This window comes from Variovorax sp. 10N420 (assembly GCF_056394705.1).
Genome location: NZ_JBFTIJ010000006.1, coordinates 55,664 through 68,692, shown reverse-complemented (window position 1 = coordinate 68,692; position 13,029 = coordinate 55,664). Strand labels below are relative to the sequence as shown.

Sequence of the window (13,029 nt, the reverse complement as noted above, 5' to 3'; positions counted from 1 at the left end):
GAGATCGGGCGACCCCATCACATGGACGATGTCGCGCGCGACGTGTCCAATGCGCTCGCGAGCTTCGCCGGCAGCGGCAGCGGCTCGCCGTGCCAGCGCGCGGCAAGCACTTCGGCGCAGAGTGCGGCGAAGCTCATCCCGCGCGAGCCCATGGCGGTGCAGAGCCAGGCGCTGTTTTCGTTCAATGCATCCACCGGGCCAACGAGCGGGCGCCGGTCGCCGGAAGCGCAGCGCACGCCGGCCCACGCTTGCACATTGCCCTCGGCGAAGGCTTCGGCGAGCTGAGCGGCCGCATCGGGATGCAGTTGTCGGAGTCGTTCGAAGTTGACCTGACGCTCGCCGGGTCGCACCGATGGATCGCTGCTGTCTCGGTCGAAGGTCGCGCCAGCCAGCCACAACTTGCCGGCTTCGTCCGGCACCCCGGCAATCAGATGACCGTCGCCGTTGACCGGTACATCAGGCAAACGCGCACCCGAAGGCGCGACGCCCCAAGCCACTTGGCCACGCACGGGCTGCAGCGGAAAGCGGGGTGCGAAGGCGCGGCTTTCAAAGCCGGCGGCAATCACGACGCGATCGGCCTGCGCCAAGACTGCGCCGGTGTCGTCATGGAGCGTCCAGCCCGACCCGATGCGTTCAATGCGTGCCACGTGGCGGCCTGTCTCCACACGAACGCCCGGTCGCTTGAGCCATGCGTCGACGAGCCGCGCGGGCCGCACCCATCCGGCGCGTGCGTGCCACAGCGCGACGGCATCGCACGGCAAACCCGCGTCTCGCAGTTGCGCCGCCGTCGCATGCCACGACTCGTTCGGACCTTCGGCAGTCCAGCCGTCGGGTACACGTGCATCTCCGGCGGCGCGCCGCTCGATCACGCCACTCGCGCGCCAGTCGCGCCCTTCGTCCAACCATTGCGTCAACTGCTGCCAAGCCGCACGAATGCCCGCTCGCGTGAGGCGCGAGAGCAGCGCATCGTCTGGCGACACATGCGGCGCCAGCACACCGACCGGCAGGCCGGATGCGCCAGCCGCAGGGCGCACAGCCGCATCCAGCACGGTGACTTCCCAGCCACGCCGCGCGAGACTTGCCGCGACCGCCGCACCGGCCAGCCCCGCGCCGACGACGGCGCAATGGCCCGGCGTTACTGGCGGTGCCGGCTCGGGCCCACGCCGCCGGACCTCCCATGCAGGCGCGAACACCGCCTGAAGGCAATCCCTTTTGGGTGGCAAGCCAGGCGCTTTGGCCACTTCGAATCCGAATTGCGTCAGCGCCGCCCGAACGCTACTGGCAATCGTCCAGGTGGCCGCACGCGTTCCACGCCGAGCAAAACGTGAAACCGCCTTCAACGTTTCGGCCGACCACATCGCCGGATTGCGCTGCGGACTGAATCCATCGAGAAAAATGCTGTCCGCTTCAAAGCGCTGGGCGCGCAACATCGGCTGCACGTCGCCAACGCAGAGCGTGAGCAGCACCCGACCTTCGTCGAACCAAAGCCGATGAAACCCCGGCAGCAGCCCGTGCCATTGATCGGCCAGCATTTCGGCGAGCGGCATCAGCTCGGGATAGGCGCACGCAGCCCGCAGCAAGTCTTCCCTCGAGACCGGATGCCCCTCGACGGAAACGAAGTGCAGCAACCGAGGCCGCCGCGGATCAGCCCGCCAGGCCTCCCAGCTTGTCAGGAAATTGAGTCCAAACCCAAACCCGGTTTCGAGAATCCGCCACTGCGCCTCCCCGCCCCAAGCCGCAGGCAGCCCACATCCCCCCAAAAACACATGCCGCGCCTGCGCCAGCGCCCCCGTCTCCGAGTGATAGATATCGTCGAACCGCGCGCTACGCGGAACCCCGTCCAACCGCCAATCAACAGGTTCAGCCATGTCAAATCCGAGCTATGCCGACAGCGCAAGTCCAGAAATACCGCGGAACCGGCTCAGCCGGGCTGCTGGTATTGCCCCTGGTAGGGGGTGGAGAGCGACACGAAGTGCGCGAGCCTGGGGGCGAGCAACAGGAATACCGTGGAACCGGCTCCGCCGGGCCACTGGTATTGCCCCCGGTAGGGGGTGGAGAGCGACACGAAGTGCGCGAGCCTGGGGGCGAGCCCTATTGCGGCACGTAGCCCTGAGCGACGTCCGCACCGCCGCCGAAAAAGTGGTTTTCCATCTGGCGCGCCAGGTACTGCCGCGCCCGCGCGTCGGCCAGGTTCAGCCGGTTTTCATTCACAAGCATCGTCTGCTGCTTCAGCCAGGCCGCCCACGCTTCCTTGCTGACGTTTTCCCAGATGCGTTTGCCGAGTTCGCCGGGGTAGGGCGGAAAGTCGAGACCTTCGGCCTCTTTGCCGAGCTTGATGCACTGGACCATGCGTGCCATTTGGATGCCTTTGGGGTGTCTTAGTTGATTTTGCTATTTAGAACTGAGAACTCAGTCGTTCTCTATTCCATATGCCGTATCCAGAATACGTCGCTTCAGCTTTATGCCATTTACGAGCACTAGACCATGAGCCTTCGCCGCGACTTTATCAAGCTTTCCCTCGGTGTCGCCGCCGTTGCGGGCTTCGCCCTGACGGCATTGCCGTCGTTTGCACAGGGGGTGACGCTGCTCAATGTCTCCTACGACCCGACCCGCGAACTGTATGTCGACTACAACCAGGTTTTTGCGAAGTACTGGAAGGCCAAGACCGGCCAGGACGTGACGATCAAGCAGTCGCACGGCGGCTCCGGCAAGCAGGCCCGTTCGATCATCGACGGCCTGGACGCCGACGTCGCGACGCTCGCGCTGGCCGGTGACACCGATGCGCTCGTCACGCACGGCGGCCTCGTCAAGCCTGACTGGCAAAAGCGCCTGCCGCACAACTCGGCGCCCTACACCTCGACCATCGTCTTTCTCGTGAAGAAAGGCAATCCCAAGGGCCTGAAGGACTGGGACGATCTCGTGAAGCCGGGCGTTCAGGTGATCACCCCGAACCCGAAGACTTCAGGCGGCGCGCGCTGGAACTACCTTGCCGCCTGGGAATTTGCCAAGCGCAAGTACGGCGGCGATGACAAGGCCAAGGACTTCGTGGGCAAGCTCTACAAGAACGTGCCCGTGCTCGACACCGGCGCTCGGGGTTCGACCATCACCTTCGTGCAGCGCGGCGTGGGCGACGTGCTGCTGGCGTGGGAAAACGAGGCCTTCCTCGCGCTGAAGGAATTCGGGCCGGAGAAGTTCGACATCGTCGTGCCGTCGGTCAGCATCCTGGCGGAACCGACGGTGGCTGTGGTCGACAAGGTCGTCGACAAGAAGGGTACGCGCGCCGTGGCGGAGGAATACCTGAAGTATCTGTATTCGGATGAAGGCCAGGACGTGGTCGGCCGCAACTATTACCGGCCGACATCGGAGAAGGCGAAGGCAAAGTACGAAAAGCAGTTCCCCAAGCTCACGCTCTTCACGATCGACGATGCATTCGGTGGCTGGACCAAGGCCGACAAGACGCACTTCGCCGATGGCGGCACCTTCGACCAGATCTACCTGAGCAACAAGTAACGCGCGCGGCCATGACTGTTCTTCTGATTGCCGGCAGCCCTTCTGCGCCTTCGCGCTCGGCCGTTTTGCTCGACGCCGTCTCGGCGCGGCTTGCGGAGCGCGGTGTGCCGGTGGATCGGCTCGCGATCCGCGAACTGGCCGCCCACGCCTTGCTGTTGGGGGAGGCTTCGCATTCAACGGTGCAGCACGCGGTGGAGCAGGTCCGTCGGGCTGACGTCATCGTGATCGCGACACCGGTCTACAAGGCTGCCTACAGCGGTGTGCTGAAGGTGTTTCTCGATCTGCTGCCGCAGTCGGCACTCAAGGGCAAGACGGTGCTGCCGCTGGCGACCGGCGGCAGTCCGCATCACATGCTGGCGCTCGACTATGCGCTGCGGCCGGTGCTGCAGTCGCTCGCAGCGCGGCACATCCTCCCGGGTGTGTATGCAACAGACGGGCAGGTGACGCTGCAGCCAGAAGGGGCGTATCAGTTGCAGGCCGATCTGGCGCAGCGCCTGGACGATGCGGTCGAGACATTGGCGAGCGAAGGCCTCAAGCTGCCGGCGACCTGGGGCTTCGAGCCTGTGGCTTTCTCGCGCGTGCGATGTAGCGTCTGACGGATCGTCCGTTGACGCAGCGCCCATGGCGGCGCTTTCTTTCCCACTTCCCCAATTCCATTTCGTTCCGATTTTTGGCCGCTGCGCGGTCCGGGGCGAGCTACGTCTGAAAGAAGCAAATGCAATCATCCTCGACCCGCCGGCAGCTGATCCAGGGCGCCGCCGCAGCGATCGCGCTGCCAGCAATGGGCGCATGGGCACAGGCACCGGCACCTCGGGGCGAACGCCAGCTCCGAATCGGCAACCAGAAGGGCCAGTTGAGCCTGCTCAAGGCTCGCGGCACGCTGGAGAAGCGGCTGGCGCCGTTGGGCGTGACGGTCAAATGGACGGAATTCACGGCGGGCCCGGTACAACTCGAGGCGCTCAATGTCGGCTCGATCGACTTCGGCGATGTGGGCGAGGCGCCCCCCATCTTTGCGCAGGCCGCGGGCGCGCCGCTGGCCTACGTCGCCGCCACCGTGCCCCGGCCTGCGGCGGAAGCAGTGCTGGTTCAGCAGGATTCGCCAATTCGGACGGTCGCTGACCTGAAAGGCAAGAAGATTGCGCTCAACAAGGGCAGCAACGTTCACTATTTCATCGTCAAGCTGTTCGAGAAGCATGGGCTTCCGTACAGCGACCTGAAGTTCGTCTTCCTGCCGCCGGCCGATGCGCGCGCCGCCTTCGAGAAGGGCTCCGTCGATGCCTGGGTGATCTGGGATCCCTTCCTCGCGTCCGCGGAAAAGTTGCTCGGCGCCCGCATCCTGGCCGATGCGAGCGGGGTGGTGGGCAATCGCGCCTACTACTTCTCGTCGCTCGACTACGTGGCGAAAAATGCGGACGTATTGGCCGCGGTGACCGAAGAGATCAACCGCGTCGACCATTGGGCCGCTGCCAACAAGGATTCGTTTGCCGCGGAACTGTCGACCATCTGGGGGCTGCCCAAGCCCGTCGTCGATGTGACGGTTGCGCGCTCGGCATACGGCACGTCGCCAATCACCAAGGCCATCCTCGGTGAGCAGCAACAGATCGCCGACACCTTCTTTGCCCTTGGCTTGATCCCGCGAAAGATCCGCGTGTTCGACGCCGCCTCGGCCAATATCGCCTGAGCGCACGGAGGCACCACCATGACTGCTTCGCTTCCGAGCTCGTCGGCTGCTCGCCGTCGCCTGCTGCAGTTGCTTGCGCTCACCGCAGGCACCTGGGGGCTGGGCGGTCCTATCGCGCTGGCACAGCCTGTGAGCGCGTCGCCTTCGGCCGCTGAGCCTTCCCCGCAGTTGCAGCTGCTCAGAATCGGCTATCAGAAATCCGCCGCCAACCTGGTGATCGTCAAACAGTCGGGCTGGCTCGAAAAGCGCTTTCCGACCACGAAGATCGGCTGGATCGAGTTTCCGGCCGGACCGCAGTTGCTCGAAGCCTTGTCGGTCGGAAGTCTGGAGTTCGGACTCACCGGTGATTCGCCGCCCGTCTTTGCCCAGGCGGCCGGCAAGGATCTCGTCTATGTCGGCGCCGAGCCGCCCAAGCCGGACAGCTCCGCGGTGCTCGTGCTGAAGGACTCGCCGCTCAAGACTCTGGCTGACCTCAAGGGACGAAAGGTGGCGCTGCAGAAGGGCTCGAGCGCGCACTTCCTCCTCGTGCGCGCGGTCGAGAAGGCCGGGCTGCAATGGAGCGATATCCAGCCCATCTACCTCGCGCCGGCCGATGCGCGTGCGGCCTTCGAGCGCGGCAGCATCGACGCATGGGCGATCTGGGATCCGTTCTACGCCGCGACGGAGCTTGCAATCCATCCGCGTGCGCTGGCGACGGGCCGCGGGCTTTCGAACAACAACTCTTTCTACCTGGCGTCGCGTGCGCTTGCGGAGCGGCACCCGGCGGTGATCAATGCGCTGTTCGAAGAGCTGACGCGCGCCGACCGGCTGGTGCAGCAGGACCGGCCCGCCGCGATCAAGCTCATCGCGGAATTCAGCGGACTGGATGCCGGCATCGTGAGCCTGTTCCTGCAGCGGCGGCCGCCATCGCCGGTGGGTCCGATCCAGCCCGCGACCACCGCCGACCAGCAACGCGTCGCGGACGCCTTTCTCAAGCTGGGGCTTATCCCCAAGCCGGTGGAAGTCGCCCGAATCGTCTGGCACCCCGACGCCGCCAAACCCTGAAAGCACATCCCATGAATATCTTCTGGTTCCTTCCCACGCATGGCGACAGTCGCTATCTCGGCACCACCGAGGGCGCTCGCCCGGTCGACCTGGCCTACCTGCAGCAGATCGCCGGCGCGGCCGACAAGCTGGGCTATGAAGGCGTGCTGATCCCGACAGGGCGCTCTTGCGAAGATCCGTGGGTGATCGCGTCGAGCCTGATCGGTGCGACAACGCGGCTCAAGTTCCTCGTCGCGGTACGACCAGGATTGCATCAACCCAGCCTCGCCGCGCGCATGGCCGCGACCTTCGACCGGCTCTCCGGCGGTCGTGTGCTCGTGAACCTCGTGACCGGCGGCGACCAGACCGAGCTCGAAGGCGATGGGGTGTTCCTCGACCATGCGGCGCGCTACGAGCAGTCGGCCGAGTTCATCCGCATCTGGCGCGAGATCATCGCTCGCAGCCATGAAGGAAAGAGCTTCGACTACGACGGCAAGCACCTGAGCGTGAAGGGCGCGAAGCTGCTTTTCCCGCCGACGCAAAAGCCGTATCCACCGGTGTGGTTCGGCGGTTCGTCGGCAGCGGCGCACGACTTGGCCGCCGAGCAGGTGGATGCCTATCTCACGTGGGGCGAGCCGCCAGCAGAGGTGGCAAAGAAGATCGCGGACGTGCGCGAACGTGCAGCGCGCAAGGGCCGCACGGTCAAGTTCGGCATCCGACTGCACGTCATCGTTCGTGAGACCGAGGACGAGGCGTGGCGGGCGGCCGAATCGCTGATCAGCCGCGTCGACGATGAAACGGTGATTCGCGCACAGAACGCCTTTGCGCGCATGGATTCCGAAGGCCAACGCCGCATGGCTGCGCTGCACGCGGGCGGTGCGAAGCGCACGCGCGCCGATCTGGAGATCAGTCCGAACCTCTGGGCCGGCGTAGGGTTGGTGCGCGGCGGTGCGGGGACGGCGCTGGTGGGCGATCCGAAGACCGTCGCCGCGCGCATCGAGGAATACGCCGCGCTTGGCATCGAGAGCTTCATCTTCTCGGGCTATCCGCATCTGGAAGAGTCCTATCGGTTCGCCGAACTGGTGTTTCCGCTGCTGCCACGCAAGCAGCGCCCGGGCTTGCCAGGTGAGACGCTGACCGGCCCCTTCGGCGAAGTGGTCGCCAATCTCGATGCGCCTTCGCGTCTTCTGTCGCAGAGCTGAGCAGTACCCAGCAGTACCCAGCCAAAGGATTCACATGACTGAACAAGTGCAGACTTTGCCCGCACAAACTCCCGCATCCACGTCGGCGCCGTTGCTGGGCGCCGTCAAAGGCTTCGGGGTCTCGGTAGCGAAGCGCCTCGTGCCCTGGCTGGTGCCGGTAGGCCTGATCGTGGCGTGGCAGATTGCGTCATCCCTCGGATGGCTTTCGACGCGCGTGCTGCCTGCACCGGTCGACGTCATCAAGGCGGCCTGGACGCTGGCTGCGTCGGGCGAGCTGTGGACGCACGTCAAGGTGAGCGCCGGTCGCGCGCTGGGCGGCCTGGCCATCGGCGGCGGCTTCGGCCTTGCCCTGGGGCTGCTCACCGGGTCGGTCCGCTTCTTCGAGACGCTGCTCGATTCGACGATCCAGATGGTGCGCAACATCCCGGCGCTGGCGTTGATTCCGCTCGTGATCCTGTGGTTCGGCATCGAAGAGTCGGCCAAGCTGTTCCTGATCTCGGTGTCGGTGTTCTTTCCGATCTACCTCAACACCTTCCACGGCATCCGCAATGTCGATCCGCAATTGATCGAGATGGGCCGCACTTACGGCCTCACGCGCTGGCAGCTCTACAAGGAAGTGATTCTTCCGGGCGCGATGTCGTCAATCCTGGTCGGCCTGCGCTTTTCGCTCGGGCTGATGTGGGTGATCCTCATCGTGGCCGAGACCATCTCTGCGCAATCGGGCATCGGCTATCTCACGATGAACGCGCGCGAGTTTTTGCAGACGGACATCGTGCTCGTCGGCATCTTGCTCTACGCGCTGCTGGGCAAATTGGCCGATCTGTTCGCGCGCGGCCTCGAACGCTGGTGGCTGCGGTGGCATCCGGGCTATCGCGTTGCGAAGTGATGAAGTGACGACAGCAAAGTGAACACCATGAGCGCCATCCCCTACATCCCGCAAATCCCGCACAGTCCATCGGAAGAGCCCGGCGGCGTCCGGCTCGATATTCGCGGCCTCTCCAAGCGCTACGGCGAGCGCGAAGTGCTGCGCAATACGCAGCTTTCGGTCGAGCCTGGCCAATTCATCGCCATCGTCGGCCGCAGCGGATGCGGCAAGAGCACGCTGCTGCGGCTGGTCGCAGGTCTTGAAGAGGCTTCGGAGGGTGCGCTCTATACCGACGGCAACTCGGTCGCTGGCCTGCACGACGACACGCGGATCATGTTCCAGGAGGCGCGACTGCTGCCGTGGCGGCGCGTGCTCGACAACGTGACGCTGGGCCTGCCCGCGCAGAGCCGCCCTCATGGCGAAGAAGTCCTGGCGCAAGTCGGCCTTGCCGAGCGCAAGAACGAATGGCCGGCGCGGCTTTCCGGCGGGCAACGACAGCGTGTGGCGCTCGCGCGCGCCCTCGTGCATCAGCCGCGCCTGTTGCTGCTCGATGAGCCTCTGGGTGCGCTCGACGCGCTGACTCGCATCGAGATGCATCGCCTGATCGAGAACCTCTGGCAACGACATCGCTTCACTGCGCTGCTAGTCACGCACGACGTGCAGGAGGCGGTGGCGCTGGCCGATCGCGTCATCCTGATCGAGGACGGGCGCATCGCGCTGGACGAGAACATCGCGCTCGCACGGCCGCGCTCGCAGGGCGACCCGGCCTTCGCGGCGATCGAGAAGCGCATTCTTGATCGGGTCCTGCAAAAGCCGCAAAGCCCCGAAGCCCAACCGGCCAACGATACCCGCTGGGCCGATGGGCCCGCGCACGTGCTGCGCTGGGCCGTATGAGCCCTTCATCCAGTTCAATCACCCAACCGAAGGAGTTTTCCATGTCCATCCAAGCCATCAACGTTCGCAACCAGTTCAAGGGCAAGGTCCGCGAGATCATCCGCGGCGACGTCGTCTCCGAAGTCGATGTCGAGACCGCCTGGGGCATCGTGACCTCGGTCATCACGACGCGCTCGGTCGACGAGCTTCAACTCAAGCCGGGCTCCGACGTGGTCGCGCTGGTGAAGTCGACCGAAGTGTCGATCGCCAAGCTCTAATACGGGGATGATTCAACTCAAAGATATTCATCAGATCTACGACGGCCCGAGCGGGCCGGTCGAGGCTCTCAAGGGCATCGACCTGACGGTGGCGCCGGGCCAAGTGTTCGGCGTGATCGGGCGCAGCGGCGCGGGCAAGAGCTCGCTCGTGCGCACTATCAATCTCCTCAATCGCCCCATCCGCGGCAGCGTGCGGGTGGATGGGCGCGAGCTCACGGCCATGAACGATGTCGAACTGCGCGGCGCGCGGCAGGGCATCGGCATGATTTTTCAGCACTTCAACCTGCTGGCGTCGCGCACCGTGTACAACAACGTGGCCTTGCCGCTCGAACTCGCCGGCCTCGGTGCCTCGGAGATCAAGGGGCGGGTCGATCCGCTGCTGGAACTGGTGGGCCTCACCGGCCTGCGCGACCGCTATCCGGCGCAGATCAGCGGCGGTCAGAAGCAGCGCGTCGGCATCGCGCGGGCATTGGCCAACCGGCCGAAGGTGCTGCTTTCGGACGAGGCCACCTCGGCGCTCGACCCCGAGACCACGCGCTCGATCCTCGCGCTGTTGCAGCACATCAACCGCGAATTCGGCCTGACTGTCCTGCTCATCACCCACGAGATGCAGGTCATCAAGCAGCTCGCGCAACAAGTCGCGGTCATCGACCATGGCCGCATCGTGGAGCAGGGGGCCGTGCTCGATGTCTTCACGCGGCCGCAGCATGAAACGACGCGCAGCCTGCTCGACGACATTGCGCCACAAGAACTGCCTGAAAGCGTGCTTGCGCGCATCCGCGCGCTGATGCAAGACGACGCCGCACATGCGCCTCAGTTGCTGCGCCTGGCCTTTGCAGGGGACGATGCGGCGGACCAGCCGCTGCTTTCGCAGGTGATCCGCCGGTTTGGCATCGACCTGTCCATCGTGCATGGGCAAGTCGACGAAATCCAGGGCCGGCCTTTCGGCTCGCTTGCCGTGCTGGCGCGCGGAGCGGGGGAGTCGGTCGCTTCGGCTGTGGCCTATCTGCGGGGCGCCGGCGTGGTGGTGCAGGAGGTCGCCCATGTTTGACGTCTTCACCAGGCCGATGCTGGAACTCTTCGCCGCTTCGTTGTGGGAAACCATCGTGATGGTCGGCATCTCGGGCTTCATCGGCGCGCTGGTGGGTGTGCCGCTCGGCGTGTACCTGCATCTCACGGACACCGGTGGCGTGCTCGAGAACCGCCCGGCCAACCGGATCGTCGGTGCCATCGTCAATGCGGTGCGCTCCACGCCCTTCATCATCCTGCTGGTCGCGATCATTCCGTTGACGCGCTTGCTCACGGGCTCGTCGATCGGCACTGCGGCCGCCGTGGTGCCGTTGAGCCTTGCCGCCGCTCCTTTTGTCGCGCGGCTGGTGGAGACATCCCTCCGCGAGGTCGATCGCGGACTGGTCGAAGCTGCGCAGGCCATGGGCGCAACCACGCGCCAGATCGTGTGGAAGGTGCTGTTGCCCGAGGCTCTCCCGGGCATCGTGGCCGGCGTGACAATATCTTTCGTCAGCCTCACCGGCTATTCGGCGATGGCGGGCGCGATCGGCGGCGGCGGACTGGGCGACCTCGGCATCCGCTACGGCTATCAGCGCTTTCTGCCCGAAGTGATGCTGGCTGTGGTCATCGTGCTGATCCTCTTCGTGCAGGCGCTGCAAAGCGGCGGTGACTGGCTCGTGCGCAGGCTCAGCCACAAGTGACTTTTCTCTTTTTTTCTCTCAAGGAACTCGTTTCATGATTCACCCCAAACGCAAGCTTCTTCAGTCGATCATCGCAATGACGATCGTCTCGGGCTTTGCGGCCGTGCCGGCGCTCGCTCAGGACAAGCCGATCAAGGTCGGCGTCACCGGCGGGCCGCACGCCCAGATCTTCGAGCAGGTCAAGAAGGTGGCCGAAAAGGACGGACTCAAGATCCAGATCATCGAGTTCAGTGACTATGTTCAGCCCAATGCCGCGTTGGCCGCGGGCGACCTCGACGCCAACAGCTATCAGCACAAGCCGTACCTCGACCAGCAGATCAAGGACCGCAACTACAAGCTGGCGGACGTGGCCTACACCGTCAATTTCCCCATTGGTATCTATTCGAAAAAGGTCAAGAGCCTGAACGACCTGAAGGAAGGCGCCCGCTTCGGCATGCCGAACGACCCGACCAATGGCGGGCGTGTGCTGCTCGTGCTGCAGGACCAAGGGCTGATCAAGCTCAGGCCCGAAGCCGGGCTCAAGGCGACGCCGCTCGACGTGATCGAGAACCCCAAGAAGATCAAGTTCGTGGAAGTCGATGCGGCCCAGTTGCCGCGCACGCTGGATGACCTCGATGCCGCCGGCATCAACACCAACTTCGCGCTGTCTGCTGGCCTCAACCCCGGCAAGGATGCGATTGCCAAGGAAAGCGCGAAGAGCCCCTACGTGAACATCCTCGTCGTGCGCGAGCGGGACAAGAGCAAGCCGTGGGTCGCCAAGCTGGTGAAGGCTTATCACTCCGATGAGGTGCGCAACTACATCCAGACCGAGTTCAAGGGCTCGGTGCTGGCGGGCTGGTAAGAGGGACGGCCGGACTTGCCTGAAGACCGTGGGCCGGGTTTGAGGTAGAAACCCGCTCAGGGTGGGGTTTTGTGCGATGGTGCAAGGTTCAAGCCCCAACACCGAACACCAAAGGAATGGCATGTCCCTGTTCGACGTCAGTGACATCGTCGCCGGCCTGCATGAGGCCCGCGACGAATGGCGCGATGCCCAGAAGCGGTCGCGCGAGCCCGGCAGTCGCGAATTTCCCTCACGCGATGCGCTGGCAGGCATTGTCGAGTCGCTGAAGGGCGCGCTTTTTCCGATGCGGCTCGGTCCGCCGGAGCTTCGCAGGGAAAGCGAAGACTTCTATGTGGGCTACACGCTGGATGCGGCGCTTCAGTCATTGCTCGCGCAGGCGCGGCTCGAACTGCGCTACACGGCGCGCCATGAGCCGCGCGCTCCCGAAGAAATCGACGCCGACGCGGACGCGGCAGTCCGCGACTTCGCGGCGGCGCTGCCGGGCATCCGCCGGTTGCTGGACGGCGACGTGCTCGCCGCCTTCCTGGGCGACCCCGCGGCGCGAAGCGTTGACGAGGTGCTGCTCTGCTACCCCGGCATTCTCGCGATGATTCATCATCGCCTGGCCCATCGGTTGTACGGCCTGGGCTTGCCGCTGCTGGCGCGCATCGTGGCCGAACTGGCGCACGGACAGACCGGCATCGACATCCATCCCGGTGCTCAGATCGACGCCGGATTCTTCATCGACCACGGCACGGGCGTCGTCATTGGCGAAACAGCCGTGATCGGCAAGCGCGTTCGCATCTACCAGGCGGTGACGCTCGGTGCCAAGCGCTTTCCGACCGATGTCGAGGGCAATCTGCAAAAGGGCCTGCCGCGCCACCCGGTCGTTGAAGACGACGTGGTCATCTACGCCGGCGCGACCATCCTGGGGCGCGTGACGCTGGGCAAGGGCGCGACCATCGGCGGCAATGTGTGGATCACCGATGATGTGCCGCCCGGCGCCAATGTGACGCAGGCCAGCCTGCAGAACGCGCCGCAGCGTCGGCAGGCCTGACCCGCCCATCG

At 65.0% G+C, this 13,029-nt stretch carries 14 protein-coding genes; 12 read left to right on the top strand and 2 right to left on the bottom strand.

Features of this window, described 5'->3' with window-relative positions; all coding sequences use genetic code 11:
- Positions 1-17: 17 nt before the first annotated feature.
- Complete coding sequence (gene mnmC, locus AC1DEK_RS16730; RefSeq protein ID WP_478126393.1) at positions 18-1,868, bottom strand: bifunctional tRNA (5-methylaminomethyl-2-thiouridine)(34)-methyltransferase MnmC2/FAD-dependent 5-carboxymethylaminomethyl-2-thiouridine(34) oxidoreductase MnmC1; 1,851 nt, start codon at positions 1,866-1,868, stop codon at positions 18-20.
- Positions 1,869-2,091: 223 nt separating this feature from the next.
- Complete coding sequence (locus tag AC1DEK_RS16725; RefSeq protein WP_478126392.1) at positions 2,092-2,358, bottom strand: oxidative damage protection protein; 267 nt, start codon at positions 2,356-2,358, stop codon at positions 2,092-2,094.
- A gap of 126 nt (positions 2,359-2,484) precedes the next feature.
- Between AC1DEK_RS16725 and AC1DEK_RS16720 the strand changes: the two genes are divergently transcribed.
- The 12 genes from AC1DEK_RS16720 (at position 2,485) to epsC (ending at position 13,018) form a co-directional block, all read left to right on the top strand.
- Positions 2,485-3,510: a sulfate ABC transporter substrate-binding protein gene (locus AC1DEK_RS16720; protein WP_478126391.1), complete on the top strand. Its 1,026-nt coding sequence runs from the start codon at positions 2,485-2,487 to the stop codon at positions 3,508-3,510.
- Between the two features lie 11 nt (positions 3,511-3,521).
- The gene (gene ssuE / locus AC1DEK_RS16715; protein ID WP_478126390.1) at positions 3,522-4,106 is read left to right on the top strand and encodes an NADPH-dependent FMN reductase; all 585 of its coding nucleotides are present in this window, start codon (positions 3,522-3,524) and stop codon (positions 4,104-4,106) included.
- A 119-nt stretch (positions 4,107-4,225) separates the two neighbouring features.
- Entirely contained in the window at positions 4,226-5,191 is a 966-nt protein-coding gene (locus AC1DEK_RS16710; RefSeq protein ID WP_478126389.1) for a sulfonate ABC transporter substrate-binding protein, read from the top strand.
- Positions 5,192-5,209: 18 nt separating this feature from the next.
- Positions 5,210-6,235: a sulfonate ABC transporter substrate-binding protein gene (locus AC1DEK_RS16705; protein WP_478126388.1), complete on the top strand. Its 1,026-nt coding sequence runs from the start codon at positions 5,210-5,212 to the stop codon at positions 6,233-6,235.
- A gap of 11 nt (positions 6,236-6,246) precedes the next feature.
- Positions 6,247-7,416 carry an FMNH2-dependent alkanesulfonate monooxygenase gene (gene ssuD / locus AC1DEK_RS16700; protein WP_478126387.1) on the top strand — a complete coding sequence of 390 codons (1,170 nt, stop codon included), beginning with the start codon at positions 6,247-6,249 and terminating at the stop codon, positions 7,414-7,416.
- 34 nt (positions 7,417-7,450) lie between these two features.
- Positions 7,451-8,302: an aliphatic sulfonate ABC transporter permease SsuC gene (ssuC, locus tag AC1DEK_RS16695; protein ID WP_478126386.1), complete on the top strand. Its 852-nt coding sequence runs from the start codon at positions 7,451-7,453 to the stop codon at positions 8,300-8,302.
- 27 nt (positions 8,303-8,329) lie between these two features.
- The gene (locus AC1DEK_RS16690) at positions 8,330-9,175 is read left to right on the top strand and encodes an ATP-binding cassette domain-containing protein (protein ID WP_478126385.1); all 846 of its coding nucleotides are present in this window, start codon (positions 8,330-8,332) and stop codon (positions 9,173-9,175) included.
- 41 nt (positions 9,176-9,216) lie between these two features.
- Positions 9,217-9,432 carry a TOBE domain-containing protein gene (locus AC1DEK_RS16685; RefSeq protein WP_028250350.1) on the top strand — a complete coding sequence of 72 codons (216 nt, stop codon included), beginning with the start codon at positions 9,217-9,219 and terminating at the stop codon, positions 9,430-9,432.
- A gap of 7 nt (positions 9,433-9,439) precedes the next feature.
- On the top strand, positions 9,440-10,483 hold the full coding sequence (locus tag AC1DEK_RS16680) for a methionine ABC transporter ATP-binding protein (RefSeq protein ID WP_478126384.1): 1,044 nt from the start codon (positions 9,440-9,442) through the stop codon (positions 10,481-10,483).
- A complete protein-coding gene (locus tag AC1DEK_RS16675) occupies positions 10,476-11,141 on the top strand; it encodes a methionine ABC transporter permease (RefSeq protein WP_478126383.1) in 666 nt (221 codons plus the stop codon). Before AC1DEK_RS16680 ends, AC1DEK_RS16675 begins: the two co-directional genes overlap by 8 nt.
- Before the next feature lie 34 nt (positions 11,142-11,175).
- Positions 11,176-11,982: a MetQ/NlpA family ABC transporter substrate-binding protein gene (locus AC1DEK_RS16670; protein ID WP_478126382.1), complete on the top strand. Its 807-nt coding sequence runs from the start codon at positions 11,176-11,178 to the stop codon at positions 11,980-11,982.
- A 121-nt stretch (positions 11,983-12,103) separates the two neighbouring features.
- Complete coding sequence (gene epsC, locus AC1DEK_RS16665) at positions 12,104-13,018, top strand: serine O-acetyltransferase EpsC (RefSeq protein WP_478126381.1); 915 nt, start codon at positions 12,104-12,106, stop codon at positions 13,016-13,018.
- The last annotated feature ends 11 nt before the right edge of the window (positions 13,019-13,029 follow it).

Bases quoted from the DNA above. Each gene is read 5' to 3' on its own strand.
- mnmC (WP_478126393.1), bottom strand. From the start codon at position 1,868: ATGGCTGAACCTGTTGATTGGCGGTTGGACGGGGTTCCGCGTAGCGCG.
- AC1DEK_RS16725 (WP_478126392.1), bottom strand. From the start codon at position 2,358: ATGGCACGCATGGTCCAGTGCATCAAGCTCGGCAAAGAGGCCGAAGGT.
- AC1DEK_RS16720 (WP_478126391.1), top strand. From the start codon at position 2,485: ATGAGCCTTCGCCGCGACTTTATCAAGCTTTCCCTCGGTGTCGCCGCC.
- ssuE (WP_478126390.1), top strand. From the start codon at position 3,522: ATGACTGTTCTTCTGATTGCCGGCAGCCCTTCTGCGCCTTCGCGCTCG.
- AC1DEK_RS16710 (WP_478126389.1), top strand. From the start codon at position 4,226: ATGCAATCATCCTCGACCCGCCGGCAGCTGATCCAGGGCGCCGCCGCA.
- AC1DEK_RS16705 (WP_478126388.1), top strand. From the start codon at position 5,210: ATGACTGCTTCGCTTCCGAGCTCGTCGGCTGCTCGCCGTCGCCTGCTG.
- ssuD (WP_478126387.1), top strand. From the start codon at position 6,247: ATGAATATCTTCTGGTTCCTTCCCACGCATGGCGACAGTCGCTATCTC.
- ssuC (WP_478126386.1), top strand. From the start codon at position 7,451: ATGACTGAACAAGTGCAGACTTTGCCCGCACAAACTCCCGCATCCACG.
- AC1DEK_RS16690 (WP_478126385.1), top strand. From the start codon at position 8,330: ATGAGCGCCATCCCCTACATCCCGCAAATCCCGCACAGTCCATCGGAA.
- AC1DEK_RS16685 (WP_028250350.1), top strand. From the start codon at position 9,217: ATGTCCATCCAAGCCATCAACGTTCGCAACCAGTTCAAGGGCAAGGTC.
- AC1DEK_RS16680 (WP_478126384.1), top strand. From the start codon at position 9,440: ATGATTCAACTCAAAGATATTCATCAGATCTACGACGGCCCGAGCGGG.
- AC1DEK_RS16675 (WP_478126383.1), top strand. From the start codon at position 10,476: ATGTTTGACGTCTTCACCAGGCCGATGCTGGAACTCTTCGCCGCTTCG.
- AC1DEK_RS16670 (WP_478126382.1), top strand. From the start codon at position 11,176: ATGATTCACCCCAAACGCAAGCTTCTTCAGTCGATCATCGCAATGACG.
- epsC (WP_478126381.1), top strand. From the start codon at position 12,104: ATGTCCCTGTTCGACGTCAGTGACATCGTCGCCGGCCTGCATGAGGCC.